This is a genomic window from Candidatus Oleimmundimicrobium sp. (assembly GCF_030651595.1).
In the GTDB taxonomy this organism is placed as follows: Bacteria; Actinomycetota; Aquicultoria; order UBA3085; family Oleimmundimicrobiaceae; genus JAUSCH01.
Genome location: NZ_JAUSCH010000134.1, coordinates 18,155 through 35,113 on the forward strand (window position 1 = coordinate 18,155; position 16,959 = coordinate 35,113).

At 40.8% G+C, this 16,959-nt stretch carries 17 protein-coding genes, 5 tRNA genes and 1 other RNA gene; 19 read left to right on the forward strand and 4 right to left on the reverse strand.

Annotated features, from left to right (window positions below):
- Positions 1–24: 24 nt before the first annotated feature.
- From Q7U95_RS07990 to larE, 3 genes are read right to left on the reverse strand one after another with little or no spacing between them, the layout of a single operon-like run.
- Positions 25–861 (reverse strand): DUF5677 domain-containing protein, encoded by an 837-nt coding sequence (locus Q7U95_RS07990; RefSeq protein WP_308753439.1) that lies wholly within the window; start codon positions 859–861, stop codon positions 25–27.
- Positions 862–1,608: a nickel pincer cofactor biosynthesis protein LarB gene (gene larB, locus Q7U95_RS07995; protein ID WP_308753441.1), complete on the reverse strand. Its 747-nt coding sequence runs from the start codon at positions 1,606–1,608 to the stop codon at positions 862–864.
- An 11-nt stretch (positions 1,609–1,619) separates the two neighbouring features.
- Positions 1,620–2,426: an ATP-dependent sacrificial sulfur transferase LarE gene (gene larE / locus Q7U95_RS08000; protein WP_308753444.1), complete on the reverse strand. Its 807-nt coding sequence runs from the start codon at positions 2,424–2,426 to the stop codon at positions 1,620–1,622.
- Positions 2,427–2,532: 106 nt separating this feature from the next.
- Here larE and Q7U95_RS08005 point away from each other — a divergent pair, with 106 nt between their 5' ends.
- The 4 genes from Q7U95_RS08005 to Q7U95_RS08020 all read left to right on the forward strand — a co-directional run bounded on the left by Q7U95_RS08005 (position 2,533) and on the right by Q7U95_RS08020 (position 6,920).
- Positions 2,533–3,054: a DUF4446 family protein gene (locus Q7U95_RS08005; RefSeq protein ID WP_308753447.1), complete on the forward strand. Its 522-nt coding sequence runs from the start codon at positions 2,533–2,535 to the stop codon at positions 3,052–3,054.
- Entirely contained in the window at positions 3,041–3,889 is an 849-nt protein-coding gene (gene pheA / locus Q7U95_RS08010) for a prephenate dehydratase (protein WP_308753449.1), read from the forward strand. Before Q7U95_RS08005 ends, pheA begins: the two co-directional genes overlap by 14 nt.
- A gap of 7 nt (positions 3,890–3,896) precedes the next feature.
- On the forward strand, positions 3,897–5,165 hold the full coding sequence (gene serS, locus Q7U95_RS08015; RefSeq protein ID WP_308753451.1) for a serine--tRNA ligase: 1,269 nt from the start codon (positions 3,897–3,899) through the stop codon (positions 5,163–5,165).
- A 201-nt stretch (positions 5,166–5,366) separates the two neighbouring features.
- Positions 5,367–6,920, forward strand: a complete 1,554-nt coding sequence (locus Q7U95_RS08020; protein WP_308753453.1) for an AAA family ATPase — start codon at positions 5,367–5,369, stop codon at positions 6,918–6,920.
- Positions 6,921–6,951: 31 nt separating this feature from the next.
- Here Q7U95_RS08020 and Q7U95_RS08025 read toward each other — a convergent pair whose 3' ends face one another.
- Complete coding sequence (locus Q7U95_RS08025; protein WP_308753455.1) at positions 6,952–7,806, reverse strand: heme o synthase; 855 nt, start codon at positions 7,804–7,806, stop codon at positions 6,952–6,954.
- A 502-nt stretch (positions 7,807–8,308) separates the two neighbouring features.
- Between Q7U95_RS08025 and Q7U95_RS08030 the strand changes: the two genes are divergently transcribed.
- The 15 genes from Q7U95_RS08030 to Q7U95_RS08100 form a co-directional block, all read left to right on the forward strand.
- Complete coding sequence (locus tag Q7U95_RS08030) at positions 8,309–8,689, forward strand: four helix bundle protein (RefSeq protein WP_308753457.1); 381 nt, start codon at positions 8,309–8,311, stop codon at positions 8,687–8,689.
- A 50-nt stretch (positions 8,690–8,739) separates the two neighbouring features.
- Positions 8,740–8,829 (forward strand) — tRNA-Ser (locus tag Q7U95_RS08035).
- Positions 8,830–8,961: 132 nt separating this feature from the next.
- Positions 8,962–9,055, forward strand: a tRNA-Ser gene (locus tag Q7U95_RS08040).
- A 175-nt stretch (positions 9,056–9,230) separates the two neighbouring features.
- A tRNA-Arg gene (locus tag Q7U95_RS08045) sits at positions 9,231–9,307 on the forward strand.
- Positions 9,308–9,440: 133 nt separating this feature from the next.
- Positions 9,441–9,887 carry a tRNA adenosine(34) deaminase TadA gene (gene tadA, locus Q7U95_RS08050; protein ID WP_308753459.1) on the forward strand — a complete coding sequence of 149 codons (447 nt, stop codon included), beginning with the start codon at positions 9,441–9,443 and terminating at the stop codon, positions 9,885–9,887.
- Positions 9,888–9,947: 60 nt separating this feature from the next.
- Positions 9,948–10,328, forward strand: coding sequence for a four helix bundle protein (locus Q7U95_RS08055; RefSeq protein ID WP_308753461.1), 381 nt, complete (start codon positions 9,948–9,950; stop codon positions 10,326–10,328).
- Positions 10,329–10,364: 36 nt separating this feature from the next.
- Positions 10,365–10,458, forward strand: a tRNA-Ser gene (locus tag Q7U95_RS08060).
- Between the two features lie 151 nt (positions 10,459–10,609).
- Positions 10,610–11,659, forward strand: a complete 1,050-nt coding sequence (locus Q7U95_RS08065; RefSeq protein ID WP_308753463.1) for a hypothetical protein — start codon at positions 10,610–10,612, stop codon at positions 11,657–11,659.
- Between the two features lie 449 nt (positions 11,660–12,108).
- Positions 12,109–12,203 (forward strand) — tRNA-Ser (locus tag Q7U95_RS08070).
- Positions 12,204–12,452: 249 nt separating this feature from the next.
- Positions 12,453–14,033 carry a beta-galactosidase gene (locus Q7U95_RS08075; protein WP_308753465.1) on the forward strand — a complete coding sequence of 527 codons (1,581 nt, stop codon included), beginning with the start codon at positions 12,453–12,455 and terminating at the stop codon, positions 14,031–14,033.
- A 176-nt stretch (positions 14,034–14,209) separates the two neighbouring features.
- Positions 14,210–14,473, forward strand: an RNA gene (ffs, locus tag Q7U95_RS08080) — signal recognition particle sRNA large type.
- Between the two features lie 325 nt (positions 14,474–14,798).
- On the forward strand, positions 14,799–15,263 hold the full coding sequence (locus tag Q7U95_RS08085; RefSeq protein ID WP_308753467.1) for a MarR family transcriptional regulator: 465 nt from the start codon (positions 14,799–14,801) through the stop codon (positions 15,261–15,263).
- Between the two features lies 1 nt (position 15,264).
- A complete protein-coding gene (locus tag Q7U95_RS08090; RefSeq protein ID WP_308753469.1) occupies positions 15,265–15,507 on the forward strand; it encodes a hypothetical protein in 243 nt (80 codons plus the stop codon).
- A gap of 9 nt (positions 15,508–15,516) precedes the next feature.
- Positions 15,517–16,326: an efflux RND transporter periplasmic adaptor subunit gene (locus Q7U95_RS08095; protein WP_308753471.1), complete on the forward strand. Its 810-nt coding sequence runs from the start codon at positions 15,517–15,519 to the stop codon at positions 16,324–16,326.
- A gap of 37 nt (positions 16,327–16,363) precedes the next feature.
- The coding region (locus Q7U95_RS08100; RefSeq protein ID WP_308753473.1) for an ABC transporter ATP-binding protein at positions 16,364–16,959 on the forward strand (596 nt) is incomplete at its 3' end.

Consider the following 16,959-nt stretch of genomic DNA (forward strand, 5'->3'; position numbering starts at 1 on the left):
CTTTTATCGGTTGGCGAGCCAGATTTAATGCCCAAAATCTTTTATGAATTTATTCTTAAGATTTTGGATTTTTTGCTCTTCCCCGAGTTCGTGAATTTCGTTAAATTTTGCAATAATTTTTAGAAAAATATGAAAACTCAAAGCGAGCCAAGTTGCAATGTGTCCCTTGCTTGGTTGAGCGCGCAGAGTTAGTTTGCCCTTAACAGGCACAATAAAATCGTCCGAATTGATTGGGTTTGGATGGGCCGCGTTGGATAAGAGCCAATATGCTTTGTCATAAAGAAATAAAAATTCATTTTTACGAGAGGATTCATCACCTACAAGCGCTTTATCAATTTCTTTAGCCATCTCCCGGCGATTTTTAGGTGACCATTTTCTGTACTTCTGAAAACTCTTTAAAGTTCTTTCATCAATTTTTTGGTAATTGTTTAAAATCTCTTCTTTTATCTCAAGAGGGACCAGTACGTCCTGGTGTCCATCGTTCTCCAGCTTTTTCAATGCTTCCCTGTACATAAAAGAGGCAAAGTCTAAAAATCTTTTGCTTCTATCTTGGGGGTCAAGGGACATCCAATATAAATCGATAAGGTTTTCTAAGAGGCTTCTTAAAAGAGTACCGGCATCTTCACCAAAACCTTTAATGGACAGCGTTCTTGTGGCCCAATAAGTTTTTCGGCTTTTGGCAAAGAAAAGTATGGTTATTCTCTCAAACGCGGAAGTGGGCTCGAACTCTTTCTCGGACCACTCATCTGCCAGTTTTAGCAGGTTATCGGTGTGGTCAAAAAGTTTTTTATGTTCTTTATACAAGCTTTTTTCGAAATCTTTTAGTGTTTTATTCGAAAAATTTTCTTGGTTGTTGCCCATTTATTCTCCCAATTGATTTATCAATGTGGCGATGTGTCCTGCTCCAAATCCATTATCTATATTTACGACAGCTACGCCCGGAGCGCAAGAGTTCATCATTGTAAGAAGAGCGGCAAGCCCTCCGAAACTTGCTCCATACCCTATGTTTGTGGGAACGGCAATAACCGGACACGAAACAAGTCCTCCCACCACGCTTGGGAGAGCTCCTTCCATGCCGGCCACGGCGATGATTACGCGAGCAGCTCTCAATTTTTCACTGTAGGCAAGAAGGCGATGGATTCCCGCTACGCCTACGTCATATAAGCGTTCTACCTTGCTTCCCATCATCTCGGCAGTTATGGCGGCTTCTTCGGCTACCCTTATATCTGATGTACCCGCGGTGATTACGAGAATTTGTCCAATTTGGGGAGCTTTCTTCTCTTCAATTACTACTATTTTTGCCTCGGGATAATATCTAGCTTTGGGGGCTACCTTTTCTATCGTCTTAAATATTTGTTCATTGGCTTTTGTGGCAAGGATATTAACCTTGCTTTTTTTGAGAGATTTTACGATTTTACTTATCTCGTTCGGAGTTTTTCCGCTACAGAAAATTACTTCCGGAAACCCTGTTCTTAAGGGACGATGGTGGTCAACTTTGGCAAAACCAAGATCTTCAAATGGGAGATTTCGTAAATTTTCCATAGCCTCATCGACACCAACCTCGCCTTTTTTCACTTTCTCTATTAAGTCTTTAATCCCTGAATCCATTAGCTATCTCCTTAAGGCGACTTATTCGTGCTCTTCTGATTATATCCTTTTAAATCGAGGGATGTATAAATGAAGCCAATCTTATGAAGCTTTTCCCAAACCAAATTGCGTATTTTGGGCTCGAGAAGAAGCGGAATATCTTCTACATTTGTTTCGATGCGGGCTGTGTGTTCTCCGTGAATCCTCACCCTTACGGTTTTTAACCCAAGCTTTTTTAAAAAATCCTCGGCCTCATCTATTTTTTGGAGTTTGCCGGCAGTTATTATCTCATTCTGGAACACGCGTGTTGCTAAGCAGGTTTCGGAAGGCTTATCCCAATCCGGCCAATCAGATTCTTTTAAAAGTTTTCTAATTTCCTTTTTTCCAAAACCAACTTCGACAAGGGGCGATATTATCCCAAGCTCTTTAGCCACCAGTCTTCCGGGTCGAAATTCATTTTCGTCATCTGCGTTTGTTCCGTCAAGCAAACAATAAAAACCTTCTTTTTTGGCGGCCTCTTTTAGTTTTTTGTAGAGATTTTGTTTGCAAAAATAGCATCTCTTCTCTGTGTTTTTTAGAAAGTTCTCGTTTTTTAGTTCATCTGTTTCGAGGGTAAGGTGCTTCACCTTGAGGAATTCTGCAATTTCTTTCGCTCTTTTTAAGTTTTCCTTGGGGATTACGTCTAAACACCCCGTTATGGCTAACACATTTTTTCCGAGGGCCTCTTTGGCAGTTTTGAGAACGAACAGGCTGTCAACGCCTCCCGAAAAAGCGACGGCCACGCCGCTTGTTGATGAGATTATTTTGTAAAGTTTCTTGTATTTTAATCTGTAGGACATTGTAACGCTCCCGGGAAATTTCTTAGAATAATAATAACAGGCTAAAAGAGAATGCAAAAGACATGTCTATTGTGTATAATTTTACAAAAGTTAAGAGGAGGTTGTTTTGTTGGCCATTATTCAGAATCCGGTCATTTTAGGTACCATTATATTTGTTCTAATTGGTTGGTTAATCTTTCTATCAACCCAGCTTTTGATGATTCGTCGAAGGTACCGAGCGATAAACGAGGCCGCGAAGAAAGGTGATCTCGCGAGTTTGATTAATCAATGTGTAAAAGATATTGATGAAGTTGAAACTCAGCTTAAAGAAGCCAAATTACATCAAGAACAAATTTGGAGTCAGCTTCAAGGGGCTATTCAGAGGGTGGGGATTGTAAGGTTTGATGCCTTTGGTGACATGGGGGGAAAACTTAGTTTTGCGGCAGCTTTTTTGAATGAAAATGGAAACGGGATTGTTGTCAGTACAATCAATGGTCGTCAAGAAAGTAGATGTTACGCAAAGCCGGTGGAAGAAGAAAGTTCGCCTTACGCTCTTTCTCAAGAGGAGAAGGAAGCAATTGCAAGGGCAATGACCAAGAGCAAGTCTAAACCTGGCAGAAGATTAGGGGGAGACTATGAAGAAATTTGAAAACAAGAAAATAGCCTTTTTGGGACCAAGGGGAACATTTACTGAGGAAGCGTTACTCTCCGCGGTTGCGGTAAAAGAGGAGAATCTTGTTCCCTACGCTACGGTTTATGATGTCATCAAAGCCATTGATAAAAGTGAAGTTAAAAACGGGATAGTTCCAATTGAAAATTCTATTGAAGGTTCGGTCAACGCTACGCTTGATGTACTTACCTTCGAGGCAAATAATTTATTAATAGAACGTGAGATAATCGTTCCAATTAGACATAGATTAATTGTTAAGCCGGGGGTGGGGCTTAAAGATATTACTACCGTTGTATCTCATCCACAGGCTGTGGCCCAATGCAGAAAATATTTAGCAAAAAACCTTCCCGGTATAGAAATATTGGCGGCAAATAGTACGGCTGACGCAGTAAGGAAGGTTGCAGAAGCCAATCACCAATCGGCGGCTATTGGCACAGAGCTTGCCGCAAAATTGTATGGGTTAAAGGTTTTAAAGGAAGACATTGAAGACTTTAAAGATAACAAAACAAGGTTTGTGCTTTTGGGCAAAGAGCCGGCTAAAAGGACCGGCAAAGACAAGACATCCATTGTTGTTTTTATCTATGAGGACAGGCCCGGGAGTCTTTTGCAGATATTGCAGGAATTTGCTTACAGGTACATAAATTTAACCAAAATACAGTCGAGGCCAACCAAAAAAGGTCTGGGCAATTACTGTTTTTGGATAGATATGGAAGGGCACGTTGAAGACGAAGTCGTGTCATCGGCAATAAAATGTTTGAAATGCAAATTTCGTGTTGTGAAAGTTCTCGGCTCTTACCCCGCGGCTAAAAAATAGGAGAAACATGCTGGACGCAAAATTTGTTCGCGAAAACATAGATGTTGTTAAAGCAGCTCTGAAAAACAGAGGTTCCGATATTAATATAGATGAGTTTGTTTTATTGGATAAGCGGCGCAGGGAGTTACTTGTTGAAGTTGAACAACTAAAAAGTATTCGCAACAAAGCCTCTGAAGAAATTGGAAAGCTTAAAAAAGAAAGCAAAGATGTTTCAGAAAAAATGCTTTCTATGCGGGAACTATCCCGGAAAATAAAAGATATAGATGTTCAGATTAATGAAGTTGAAAGCAAGCTTTCTAATTTTATGTTGGAAATTCCAAATATTCCTCATTCGAGCGTTCCGATGGGGGTTGATGAGAACAATAATAAAACCATAAGGAGTTGGGGCAAGCCTCCTAAATTTAAGTTTGAACCTCAAGCTCATTGGGACATAGGGGTAAATCTGGATGTCCTTGATTTTAAGCGTGGGGCAAAGATTGCCGAATCCCGCTTTACTTTGCTGAAAGGGTTTGGCGCAAAACTTGAGAGGGCGCTTATCAACTTCATGCTTGATTTGCATACGGGCGAGCATAATTATACTGAAATTTTTCCACCGGTTTTAGTTAATTCTAAAAGTATGACGAGTACAGGTCAGTTGCCAAAGTTCGGGGCGGAGCTCTATAAATGTGCCGACGATGACCTTTATCTTATTCCCACGGCCGAAGTTCCGGTAACCAACATCTTTAGAGAAGAGATATTAAAAGAAAAAGACCTTCCTATAAAATATACTGCCTACACACCTTGTTTCCGTCGTGAAGCCGGAGCGGCGGGCAAAGATACGCGAGGCATTATCCGCCAACATCAGTTCAATAAGGTGGAGATGGTGAAATTTGTAAAACCCGAAGAATCCTACGATGAACTGGAGAAATTGGCGAGCGATGCCGAGGAGGTCCTTCAAAAACTGGGCCTTCATTATCGAGTGGTTGAACTTTGCACCGGAGATTTAGGATTTTCGGCGGCCAAGACCTATGATCTGGAAGTTTGGATGCCGTCGTATGAGGGATACAAGGAAATATCTTCGTGTAGCAATTTTGGAGATTTTCAGGCCCGTCGGGCAAATATTCGATACAGAACGGAAGACAAAAAAGTAAGATTTGTTCATACTTTAAACGGTTCCGGCCTGGCAATAGGCCGAACCCTTGCCGCCATCTTGGAAAATTATCAGCAGGAAGATGGAAGTGTCATTGTGCCTGAAGTCCTTAGGCCCTATATGGGCGGGGTGGAGAAGATAGAGTAGCGACAGCTCTCAGTCACCAGCAAACCAATCAACAAGCCAACTACCAAACCCAATTAGATTGAAATAGAAAATTAACTCAAGCGTATAATTTTCTATGTGGCAACCGGTGTGCTTATCGGTTTTTTAGCAGGCAAAATGAAGGAGAGAAAAATCAAACAAACGTCATAGTACAAAGAAAGTCTGGATGGAAAGGTTTGTTAAATGATTGAATTAAACTCTCTTTTTAAGCAAGCGCTTAAACTGATGGAAGAAACCGATAAGAATATTTTCATCACCGGTCGAGCGGGAACCGGAAAATCGACGCTGCTTGATTATTTTCGGTCAACTACCAAAAAAAACATTGTGGTTTTAGCGCCAACGGGCGTAGCGGCCGTGAATGTTTCCGGCCAGACCGTTCACTCATTTTTCGGCTTCAAACCGGGTGTGACGGTTGAGCAAGTTAGAAAAAAAGCAAAAAAGAAAACGTCTGTGGTTTACAAAAAGCTTGATGCAATTGTAATTGACGAGGTCTCCATGGTGAGAGCCGATCTTTTGGATTGCGTCGACCAGTTTCTAAGAATCAATGGCAAGATTTCAGGAGTGCCTTTTGGAGGCATCCAAATGATTTTTATTGGAGATCTTTATCAAATTCCGCCCGTCGTGATTGGGCATGAGCGGGAGACTTTTAGAAGTTACTACAAAAGTGAGCATTTTTTTGATGCGAAAGTTTTTAATGGCGTAGATGTTAAGTATTTGGAGCTTGAGAAGATTTATCGTCAAACAGACAAAAAATTCATAGAACTCTTAAATAAAATTCGCAACAAGACTGTTAACGATAAAGATGTTGAGATGATTAACAAACGATATTTTGAAGATGAGAACAATTTACCGGGTGACGCTATTTGTTTGACTACAACTAACGCGATGGCTGACGAGCAAAACAAAGCAAAGTTGACTCGGGTTCGTGGCAAACAGCATGTTTTTGAGGCTGAGATTAAGGGGAGGTTTGACGAAAAGCATTTTCCGGCCGAGAAAATACTTAAACTTAAAAAGAAAGCTCAAGTAATGCTTCTCAATAATGACTCGGCGGGTCGTTGGGTCAATGGAACAATTGCTACTGTTAATGAGCTAAAGGACGATTATCTATCGGTTAAGCTTCCGGATGGAAGTATTGAGGAGTTAGCTCCATTTAAATGGAGCATTTATAATTTTTTCTGGAACAAGGAAGCACAAGCTGTGGACGCGGAAACCATTGGCACATTTAAACAATATCCCGTTAAGCTTGCTTGGGCGATAACCATCCATAAAAGCCAAGGAAAAACGTTTGATGATGTGGTAATTGATATTGGGAGAGGCACATTTACGCCCGGGCAGTTGTATGTGGCTTTTTCTCGCTGTCGAAGTTTTGATGGCATTTTCTTGAAAAAAAAGATTAAGAAATCAAATATTTGGACGGATTGGCGAGTGGTAAAATTTGTTACCGAATATCAATATGGTCTTTCGGAAAAACGAATGTCTATTGATGAAAAAATAGGGTTAATTAAGAAAGCTATCGATGACGATTCTTTTTTAGAAATTACCTACTTGAGAGCTAAGGGCGAAAAATCGAAAAGAGCAATTAAACCGGAAAGTGTTGGCGAAATGGAATATAAGGAAAAAAGCTTCATTGGGGTTTGGGCATATTGTTTAAAGCGGAAGGACCATCGAAGTTTTCGAGTTGATAGGATTTTAGAGATGAAAGAAATAAATCTCAACGAAGCGCCCCTTGGCGAGTGAGCGTCTATATGAAAAGTTGATGGATAAAGTTCTAAATCCAACAATCCAAAATCATTGCTAGAAATATTAGAAAGAGATAAGGGCTTGAAAACTTAAACAGTTGCCAACTCATTTTCTTTTCGGGGGTAAAGATAAGACGGATACTCATTATGGCGATAATTATTCCTGCGGCAATTGATGAAATTAAATAAATTCTTCCAAAGCTTGTTATTAAAAAAAGCGAAAAAGTTACCAATGCCAGAGCAAAAAGCGCAATCCACCTTATCGTAGTTTCATGGCTTGTTACTACCGGAAGCATCGGCACCTTCACTTTCTCGTAATCGTCAGAGAAATAAATAGCTAAACTCCAGATATGAATGGGTGTCCAAAAGATTATCAGTAAAGCCATCATAACCGGAATAAATTCAACCTTGCCAGCGATTGCGCTCCAAGCAACAAGCACAGGCATACCTCCGGCCGGGGCACCAAGGACTATGTTTAAGGGACTTTTACGTTTGGTTATGGCGTTATAGACTAAGGCGGAATCACCTACACCCAAAAGCATGAAGAGGGCGGCCAGAGGATGAAGAAAATAGACCAATACGGTGCCAATAAAAATTAAAATCAAACTGTATATTAGTGCCTTTTTGGGCTCAATTCTTCCGCTTGGGATGGGGCGGTGTTCAGTTCGGGACATTTGGGCGTCAATATCTCTATCGATGTAGCAAGTGAGCGCATTGGTTCCACCTGTCCCCAAAATAAGGGCGAGAGTTATTATGGCAAGAACACATGGCTCTGTTGTTGAATAAATTTTGACGGCAACAAGTGCCGCGGCCAGGGCGGTAAATACCAAAAGCAATACCGAACGTGGTTTAGTTACTTCAATATAATCTTTAACTTTTGCCATTTCTCACTCCTAAATTAACTCCTCGCTTATTTTCAACTACAAATTTTAAGGCGTCAAGGGTTAAAGGAGTGTGGCAGATTGAGCTGCGGATTGGGCTATGATAAACTTACTTTGGCGTTTATTGTATTTTTATTTGCGAAATGACAATAGAATTGTAAAATCAGTTAGTGGTTGACGGTTGATAAAAAGGTATGAATCGTTTATCTTTGGATTTTTAAACTACTGACTAATAGTTAAGGGTAATGGGTAACGGATTGAAGATCTGATGTACAGGTTAAGGACCTATCGGACAGTAGGATAGAAAAATTCGGGAATCGGCGGTCGGAGATTTTAAAGTTTTAATATTTACAATTTTCATTTTACAATTTGATAGATTTCTGGAGGGGTGGCTTAACAACATTCTACAAATGTTGAATTGGAAATTGAAGATTGGAAACTTAAAATTTGAGGTTATAAAAAGCTTTTAAATTTGCATTTATAATGTAGCGAAGCGACAAGAAGATTGAAGATTGGAAAATTTAAAATGGAAGAAAAAGCAAATGAACTTTCAGAACGATTGCTAGACTATGGTGTTGAAATTGTAAAACTTACCATGAAATTGAGAAAGACTTCGGCAGGAAGGCAAATCGCGAATCAACTATTACGTTGTGGCACATCTGTTGGAGCCAATTATGAAGAGGCATGTGGTGCTCAAAGCAGGGCTGATTTCATACATAAGCTTCAAATTGTTTTGAAAGAAATTCGTGAATCACTATATTGGTTAAGGTTGATTAAGAAATCGGCAATTTTAAAGGAGCAAAATTTAATTCAAATCGTTGAGGAAACAAAGCAATTAAGCAATATTATCGCAAAGTCGATTATTACAGCTAAGAAAAGGAAATAAATTTACAATTTAATATTTACAATTTTCATTTTACAATTTTGTAAATTTCTGGAGGGGTGGCTGAGCGGCCGAAAGCGGCGGTCTTGAAAACCGTTAGTGGGGTGACTCACTCGGGGGTTCAAATCCCTCCCCCTCCGCCATTTTTACGAAGCAAAAATGCCCTGAGCGAACAAAGAGAGTCGAAGGGCAAACCTGTAAGTTAGTAGCGAGAAAAGTAGTTTTTAAAGATTTGCAACTATGAGCTGTAGACTATAAACTATTAACTGATTTTTGGAGAGGTCGCATAGTTGGTCTAGTGCGGCCGCCTGCTAAGCGGCTTGGGGGTTATAAGCTCCCTCGAGGGTTCGAATCCCTCCCTCTCCGCCACTCGCTTCGCTTGCTTGTGGCAAGCCACTAAAAGTAAGGAGAAGTGGTCTGTTTGCATCGAGTTTTGTCGAAGGGCAAAGTTATTAGTCGATAGTGGGAAGTGATAATTTTTAGAGAATAAAGGAGTTTTAGGTTTAAAATTACTAACTCCCAACTAATAGATTCCTGACTAAATGCGCCTGTAGCTCAATTGGACAGAGTGTTGGACTACGGATCCAAAGGTTGCAGGTTCGACTCCTGCCAGGCGCACCAATAAATTTGCAAAGCAAATAGTCGGTAGTTAGTAGTGAGGAGTCGGGAGCAAAAAAACAGATTTATCGAATGCGGAAGCGTTAGGGAAATTCGCGAGTTTTTTAGTGTTGGCAAAATTTAATTAGGTAAAAATATGACAGATGAAGAATATATGAAAATAGCCATAGAGGAAGCGGAAAAAGCAGCTTCCGAAGATGAGGTGCCAGTAGGCGCCATTGTTGTTTTTGGGGAAGATATTATTGCGAAAGCGCGCAATAAGTGTGAGAGATGGCAAGACCCTACGGCTCACGCTGAGATTTTAGCCATTCAGCAAGCGGCAAATCATTTAGGAAGCTGGCGGCTTTCGGGTTGCAAGCTCTTTGTTACCAAGGAACCTTGCCCAATGTGCGCGGGAGCCATTTTTCAGGCGCGCGTGGACAAGCTAATTTATGGAGCACCTGATATAAAAACCGGCGCCGCAGGCACTCTTTACAACATCACAAATGACGCGCGACTAAACCATCAAACTACTGTGACCTCTGGAGTTTGCGAAGAAGAGTGCCGCAAGCTCTTGCAAGACTTTTTTAAGAAAAGACGTTAAAATAACTCTTGGAGAGGTCGCTGAACGACATTCTGCGAATGTCGAATTGAAAACTGAAGGTTGAAGATTGGAAAATTTAAAGTGGAAGAAAAAGCAAATGAACTTTCAGAACGATTGCTAGACTATGGTGTTGAAATTGTAAAACTTACCATGAAATTGAGAAAGACTTCGGCAGGAAGGCAAATCGCAAATCAGTTGTTGCGTTGCGGTACCTCCGTTGGAGCTAATTATGAAGAGGCAGGTGGCGCTCAAAGTAGGGCTGATTTTATACATAAGCTTCAAATTGTTTTGAAGGAAATTCGTGAATCACTATATTGGTTAAGGTTGATTCAAAAATCGGCAATTTTAAAGGAGCAAAATTTAACTCAAATCATCGAGGAAACAAAGCAACTAAGCAATATTATCGCAAAGTCAATTATTACAGCCAAGAAAAAGAAATAAATTTACAATTTTCATTTTACAATTTGATAGATTTCTGGAGAGGTCGCATAGTCTGGCCGAGTGCGGCGGTCTCGAAAACCGTTTCCCGCCTTACGGTGGGACGAGGGTTCGAATCCCTCCCTCTCCGCCAATTGGAAAATGTCTTTGTTGGCTCGCCCTCTTCGAGGGCTCGCCAGCCGATTTTAAGCGCGAATTGGAATTTTTTATCTTTGCCCTGCTTTTGCAGGGCTGGCCAAAAGCAGGCTTCCCGGATTTGCATTTTTAATTTTTAAGGAGGAAATATGAAAAAAATAGCTTTAATAGCAATTTCTATTTCGGTTTTGATAGTTATAATTGATTTTGTTACTCTTTGTAATCAAAGCCTTGCAGTTGCACCGTTTTGGCGCTGTGCCGGACAATTTATTGGTTTGGGCTGTTTGATCGTTTTTGGTTTATGTCTTCTTTACTTATTTATTTCTTGGTTCATTAACCCGTTTAGAGTATCGAAAATACGGTCGGAAATAGAAACCGGACAACGCCTTGCTTCAGTGACCGAAACCATTATCCGCAGATCATTTGGTTTTATCCTCTTGATTGCCACGATCCCTTTTCTCCTAAATATTATCACCTTGCCGACAATAATCATCTTTTTAACTTTTGCGATTTATTGTTTGAAAAGCCGGCAATACCGTTTGGGCTGGGAAATTTTCTGGGTTGTGCTGGCTTTATTGATTTATTTTGTGCCCATAACACCAATTGGCTGGGGAGTTTACGCCAATCTTAAAGTAACGCGCCTGTCTCCCCTGTTAGATCTCGGCATTTATCTTTTTGGCCCCGCGCCCCTTATTTTTTGTACCCTGGCTTTGTTTTTACTGAGCAGTGATTTGACCAGCCGGTTCAAAAAAATCAGCCTGACTGCCTGGCGCAACATCTTGCCAATAATTCTGTTCTTGCTGGCCGCTGCTTATTTTGGGCTTTCACCCTTTATTTCAAAAATAGTGGTTGAACCGGGGTACGGCAGTTTTAATCGGTCTGGCAACTATGGCAACATTGAAATGCCGCCTTCGCCTGAATTAAAATTTGACCGACAACAAAATCTTTGGATTTATAATTTTCAGATGAAAAATAATCTGCAGGACGAGGCGGAAATAGAAAAAATCTTTGGTGACAAGTCGGAAATTCCTTTGTCTATTGGCGAAAATATTAAAATTGAAGGCGCGGTTTTTGCCAATGGTAAAATACTGATTGGGTCGGGGCAAAGAACCGTTATCACTATTCTTTCTCTAAAACCCTTTGGCATCATTACTTTCCAAGGGAAAAATACGAGTGTTGCTTATGATTTTTGGAAGTAATTTATAAAAAATACTAAATCACCTTATTAAAGATTGGATAAAAAACTTAAAATCGTCCAATCTGAAAGGGTCGCTTCTCCGCCAGAGCAGTACAAATTTTGGGCGAAATCAGTTCGAATTTTTTCGAACGCACACCGCCATTCGACTTGCTTCGCTTTAGAGCAGAGTCGCTCACCCTTCGACCTTGAGCTCAGAGTCGAGAGGTGGCAAGCCACATAAGATGAAGTGCCAATCACGTGGTAAGATATAACTAAGAGTTGACAGATAGGCCTAAAATCTTTTATTTTTTAGTTTCTTAAACTATAAACTAACAACTATTCCGGAGAGGTCGCTGAGCGACATTCTGCGAATGTCGAATTGGAAATTGACGTGCCTGCCGGCAGGCAGGAAGATTGCAGATTGGAAAATTTAATATTTACAATTTTCATTTTACAATTTTGTAAATTTTTGGAGGGGTCGCATAGTTCGGCCTAGTGCGCGCGACTGGAAATCGCGTTGGCGGTTTATAGCCGTCACGAGGGTTCAAATCCCTCCCCCTCCGCCATTTTTGCTAAGCAAAAATGCCCTAATTCTTCTTAGTCCTGCGTCAGCAAATTTTTCCCTAAATCTAATTTTTTGTCTTTGTTCCGCGAAACTGAAGGCCAGAAGCGGGTTTTTCTGAATTTTTATTGATTAACAAAGGTCGAAAGTGGTATAAAGTTAATGAGCCAAGTGTTCAAATTGTGGCGAAAATCGCCAAGGCGTTGGGTGTTTCAATTGAAGAATCAATTAAATAAAATAAGTAAGGCCAATTATGAATAAACTAACTAATAAACTAACTATTTTTATAATTATTTTAATATTAGTTATTATTGGTGGCATTGGCGCCTATTTTGTTTTTCAAAAACCCTCCTCTCTTCAGTCCCCAATACCACCAAAGCAATCGCTACAACAAAGCGTTACATCATCGTTATTCGGAACGATGGTTGCTTACGGTATAAACGATGCGGCAATGAGCACGCCTGGTATACTTGATGCCATCAGTCAAAAAGGTTGGACTGAATTCAGAAAAGATGATTTGGCATATCAGAATTTTCTAAGCAACTTAAAAAAACTTATTCAAGACCACACAAAACTCATGAAAGCGACGGGTTTTTCTCTTGACCGAGAAATTGTCGGTTATTTCACATGGAATATAATTGAGCCCCAAAAAGGACAATTTGATTGGGAATTGACTGATCTTTACGTCCAAGCGGCTTCAAATGCTGGCGTTAAAATTTCCGCCGTTATCCAACCTTTTGCCGGTTGGGACCAAAAAAATACTCGGCTGGAAAAAGAAGCGTTAGATTTTGCTTATTACGACTATAAAGCCAGCCCACCCAAAGATATTGCTGAATATCAAAACTTTTTAACGAAAATGGTTGAGCGTTATAAAGATAAGGTTGCCGTTTGGGAAATCGGTAATGAGCCTGAAAATCCGGGCGATGGTTATCAAAATAATCCAGAGGGGTATTTTGATTTGGTTAAAATTACATCGGAAACGATAAAGAAAGCAGATCCAAAAGCCAAAGTAACTAATGGCGGCGCTATGCCTATTGTTGGTATGCGTGAGTCGGATTCGTTTAAAGCTTATTGGACGAAATTTTTTGCTCTTGGTGGCGGCCAATACCTTGATTATTTTAATGTTCACTACAATATTGAACGAAGCCCAGATGTTAAGTTGGATCCGGACATCTTTGAGAAAAACCTAATGGCGTTTAATAATCTAATGGATAAGAATGGTGGTAGGAAACCTCTATACATAACTGAATTCGGCATTTATTCGGGCTCGCCATCTTCTCAACCATTTGGTCAACCCGCTCAAGGGCAGCCGCCTATCGGCGGAAGTACGCCGAGTGAAAATCAGGAACAGCCTTCCGGGCAACCTATTCAAGGACAAGCCATTGGTCAAAATATCCAGCCAAACAAAGAACAGGCCCTGCGCAATTTAAGTGAAAACGACCAAGCCACCTTGTATTTTAAATATTCCATTCTTGCTTTCGCCAATGGCGCTGATTTGGTCTTTATTGATTTGATTGGTCCGGACAATAATATGGTCGGTTCTTCAATGGCATTTAATACCGACGATCAACCGCGGCTTTTTCTCACTGCTTTAAAAATGATTGATAGTAAGATTAGCGGTTTTTCTAAAGTAGAAAAAATTGCCGGTGGTCAATATAAATTTACTGTCGGTAGTAAAACTATCTATGTTTTATGGTCAGGAACATTGCCAAATGAAATTTCGGGTCAAGTAAGAGTGGCAGATATGAAGGGGCAAGAATGGCTTATGGATGCGGCAGGGATAAAATTAAACGCCGACCAGCCGGTTTTTATTGAGTTACAGGATAGTAATTAAAGGTTGAAATAGATAGAAAAATTATCACAAAAGAATTTGCTACCAAAGAAAAACCTGAAATTGTCTAATTCCGCCCAGACACGTTACAAATTTGGGCGAAATCGGTTCGGATATTTTCAAATACACACTGCCATTCGACTTAATTATAAAAACAAAAGATGTTATAATTTCTTTGACCGTGCTAAGTGGGGAGTTAGCGGTGCCTTGTACCCGCAATCCGCTATAGCGGGACTGAATTCCCTCCGGAGGCATTGGCTATAAGAATGAAATTTTGATAAGTGACGTTGAAGGTTGGGTCCTGTGCGACGGTAGCTTGTGAACCCCGTCAGGTCCGGAAGGAAGCAGCGGTAAGCAAGAACTACCGGGTGCCGCAGGTTCACCTAACTGGAGTTAACTGTCGAGATTTCACTTGTAGCTTAATGTCGAAGGCGGGTGCACGGTCATCTAGCTCTCAGCTACCAGCCTCCAGCTGCCAGCGTGAATTAAAAACTAAGAAATAAAAAATAAAAGCGACATAGAAAAATTAAAAAATAAAAAGCTTTTAAACATTCTTAATTTTCGTGCTTACTGTGTCTACCTACTGGCAAGCAGGTCATTTTTCATTCTTCATTTCAACTTTACCCTTACCCCTGTACCCATTATCCTTGTTTTACTATAAGCAATTTTTTTATCATGCCACCACGTTCTCGTTTCTCTTGACAGTACTTCTTTAAAGAAATATACTTTGGAATATAAAATATTTGCAATTCAAATAAATGAGGGAAAATGGATAGAAAAAGAGCTGAAATTTATGCGAAAAAACTGGATACTTTTTTAACGAATATTTTTCACGGTTTCAGGGGAAAGGAAAAAATCTTGGCCACTGAGGCGGGATTAACCATGCCTCAGTTTTTTGTCATGATGATAGTTGATGCAAAGGGTAGCCGTAAGATGAGCGAGCTTGCGGAGCTGCTCTCTTTAAACTTCGGAACGGCAACGGGCATAGTCGACCGACTCGTTCGCGACGGCTATCTTAAACGCCAGCGGGATGAAAAAGACAGAAGAGTTGTCCGCGTTTATCTAACTGATAAAGGGAAGAGTGTCATTGTAAAGGTGCAGGAGAAACGGCGAGAAAGACTTGTGTCTTTGCTTGAAAAAATTAATGAGGAAGATTTTGAGGATTTATTTGCAATTTTTCAAAGAATATTACCTGCCATCATGGCTGGTTTAAGAGATCACAGGGAGGATTAAGATGAAGAAAAAGACTTGGGTGATTATTTCCGTTTTGATTGCTTTAATTTTAATTGCATTGGCCGGATTTTTCTTCTTTAGAAATGGGGCGGCTGAAGTAAAGACGGCAAAAGCAACGAAAAGCACCATCTCCATTGTTGTTTCCGCATCGGGAGAGCTTGAAGCGAGAAATCAAGAAGAAGTGACGGCGGATGTAAGCGGCATAATTAAGGCACTTCCCCTTAAGGACGGTTCCAAAGTATAGAAGGATGATGTGATTCTCGAGTTGGATGAGGAGCAATTAAGCTTTGCGGAGAAGCAAGCTTATGCCGCCTACCTTTCTGCCGAAGCAAATTTGGAAAAACTGGATTCGATTCCACAAACCTCTGACGAGGAGTTAGATGCGGCCAAAGCTCAGGTTGAGCAAGCTGAGATGGCTTACGAGATTGCCAAAAAGAACCTTGCGAATGTGAAAATAATGGCTCCAATCGATGGAATTCTTATCTATTCGACATCGACTTCGGGAATGGTGGGCCAAGGTGGGGGGTTTACCATCGGAAGCGCTGTTCAACAAGGACAAGTTCTTTTTACCATAGCGGATTTGAGCAAGATGAATTTTGTTGCAAATGTGGATGAAACCGATGTCGGAAGGATAAAAGTAGGGCAAGAGGCCGAGGTTGTAATTGACGCATATCCAAGTAAGCTCATCAAAGGAAAAGTTGTAAAGATTGGTTCCGTATCTTCGGTTACGACAACAGGGGCTACAGTTTTTCCCATTGAAATCGAGCTTGAGCAGTCATCTCTTGATTTAAAAATCGGTATGAACGGCAGCGCCGATGTCACAGAGACCACAAAGAACAATGTTGTCACGGTGCCGATAGAGGCGGTCTTGGAAAAGGAAGATAAAGACGTTGTTTTTATCTTAAAGGATAACATCGTCGAGGAGCGGGAAGTCGAAGTCGGTCTTTCCGATGAAACGCGTGTTGAGATAAAAAGAGGTGCAAGAATCGGTGACCAGGTTATCATCTCGGAAATCGCTAAATTAAAAGACGGCGATAAGGTAAAGATGGGTGGAGATGAATAAGCGCGGACTATTTGCAAGATTTCGAAGGTAAAGGCAGTTGATTAATCTTATGTTGATAAAGACGAAGGATTTAAAGAAAATCTATAAGATAGAAGACATTGAGGTTCCCGCGCTTAGGGGTGTTTCATTTTCCATAAAAGCGGGCGAATCTGTATCCATAATGGGTCCGTCGGGCTCTGGAAAGTCCACACTCATGCATTTAATCGGCTGCCTCGATAAGCCAACCTCCGGGAATGTTAAAATTGAAGGTCAGGATACGATTAATTTAAACGAAAACGAGCTCGCCGTGCTTAGAAACAAGAAGATTGGCTTCGTGTTTCAGTCTTTCAATTTGCTTCCCAGGGCAACGGCGATAGCAAATGTTGAGCTTCCCATGGTTTATTCCGGTATCGGCTTAAAGGAGAGAACAAAGAAGGCCAAAGAAGTGTTGGAGGCGGTTGGGCTCGGTGACCGGCTTTACCATAGACCAACGCAGCTTTCTGGCGGGCAACAACAAAGGGTTGCAATTGCTCGCGCGTTGGTAAATGATCCCTCAATCATTTTAGCTGATGAGCCCACAGGAAATCTCGATTCAAAAGCCGGAGCTGAGGTAATGGCGATTTTGCAAAAATTACATGATGAAGGAAGAACGGT

Bases quoted from the DNA above. Each gene is read 5' to 3' on its own strand.
- larB (WP_308753441.1), bottom strand. From the start codon at position 1,608: ATGGATTCAGGGATTAAAGACTTAATAGAGAAAGTGAAAAAAGGCGAG.
- Q7U95_RS07990 (WP_308753439.1), bottom strand. From the start codon at position 861: ATGGGCAACAACCAAGAAAATTTTTCGAATAAAACACTAAAAGATTTC.
- tadA (WP_308753459.1), top strand. From the start codon at position 9,441: ATGACAGATGAAGAATATATGAAAATAGCCATAGAGGAAGCGGAAAAA.
- pheA (WP_308753449.1), top strand. From the start codon at position 3,041: ATGAAGAAATTTGAAAACAAGAAAATAGCCTTTTTGGGACCAAGGGGA.
- Q7U95_RS08065 (WP_308753463.1), top strand. From the start codon at position 10,610: ATGAAAAAAATAGCTTTAATAGCAATTTCTATTTCGGTTTTGATAGTT.
- serS (WP_308753451.1), top strand. From the start codon at position 3,897: ATGCTGGACGCAAAATTTGTTCGCGAAAACATAGATGTTGTTAAAGCA.
- Q7U95_RS08075 (WP_308753465.1), top strand. From the start codon at position 12,453: ATGAATAAACTAACTAATAAACTAACTATTTTTATAATTATTTTAATA.
- Q7U95_RS08020 (WP_308753453.1), top strand. From the start codon at position 5,367: ATGATTGAATTAAACTCTCTTTTTAAGCAAGCGCTTAAACTGATGGAA.
- larE (WP_308753444.1), bottom strand. From the start codon at position 2,426: ATGTCCTACAGATTAAAATACAAGAAACTTTACAAAATAATCTCATCA.
- Q7U95_RS08085 (WP_308753467.1), top strand. From the start codon at position 14,799: ATGGATAGAAAAAGAGCTGAAATTTATGCGAAAAAACTGGATACTTTT.
- Q7U95_RS08090 (WP_308753469.1), top strand. From the start codon at position 15,265: ATGAAGAAAAAGACTTGGGTGATTATTTCCGTTTTGATTGCTTTAATT.
- Q7U95_RS08025 (WP_308753455.1), bottom strand. From the start codon at position 7,806: ATGGCAAAAGTTAAAGATTATATTGAAGTAACTAAACCACGTTCGGTA.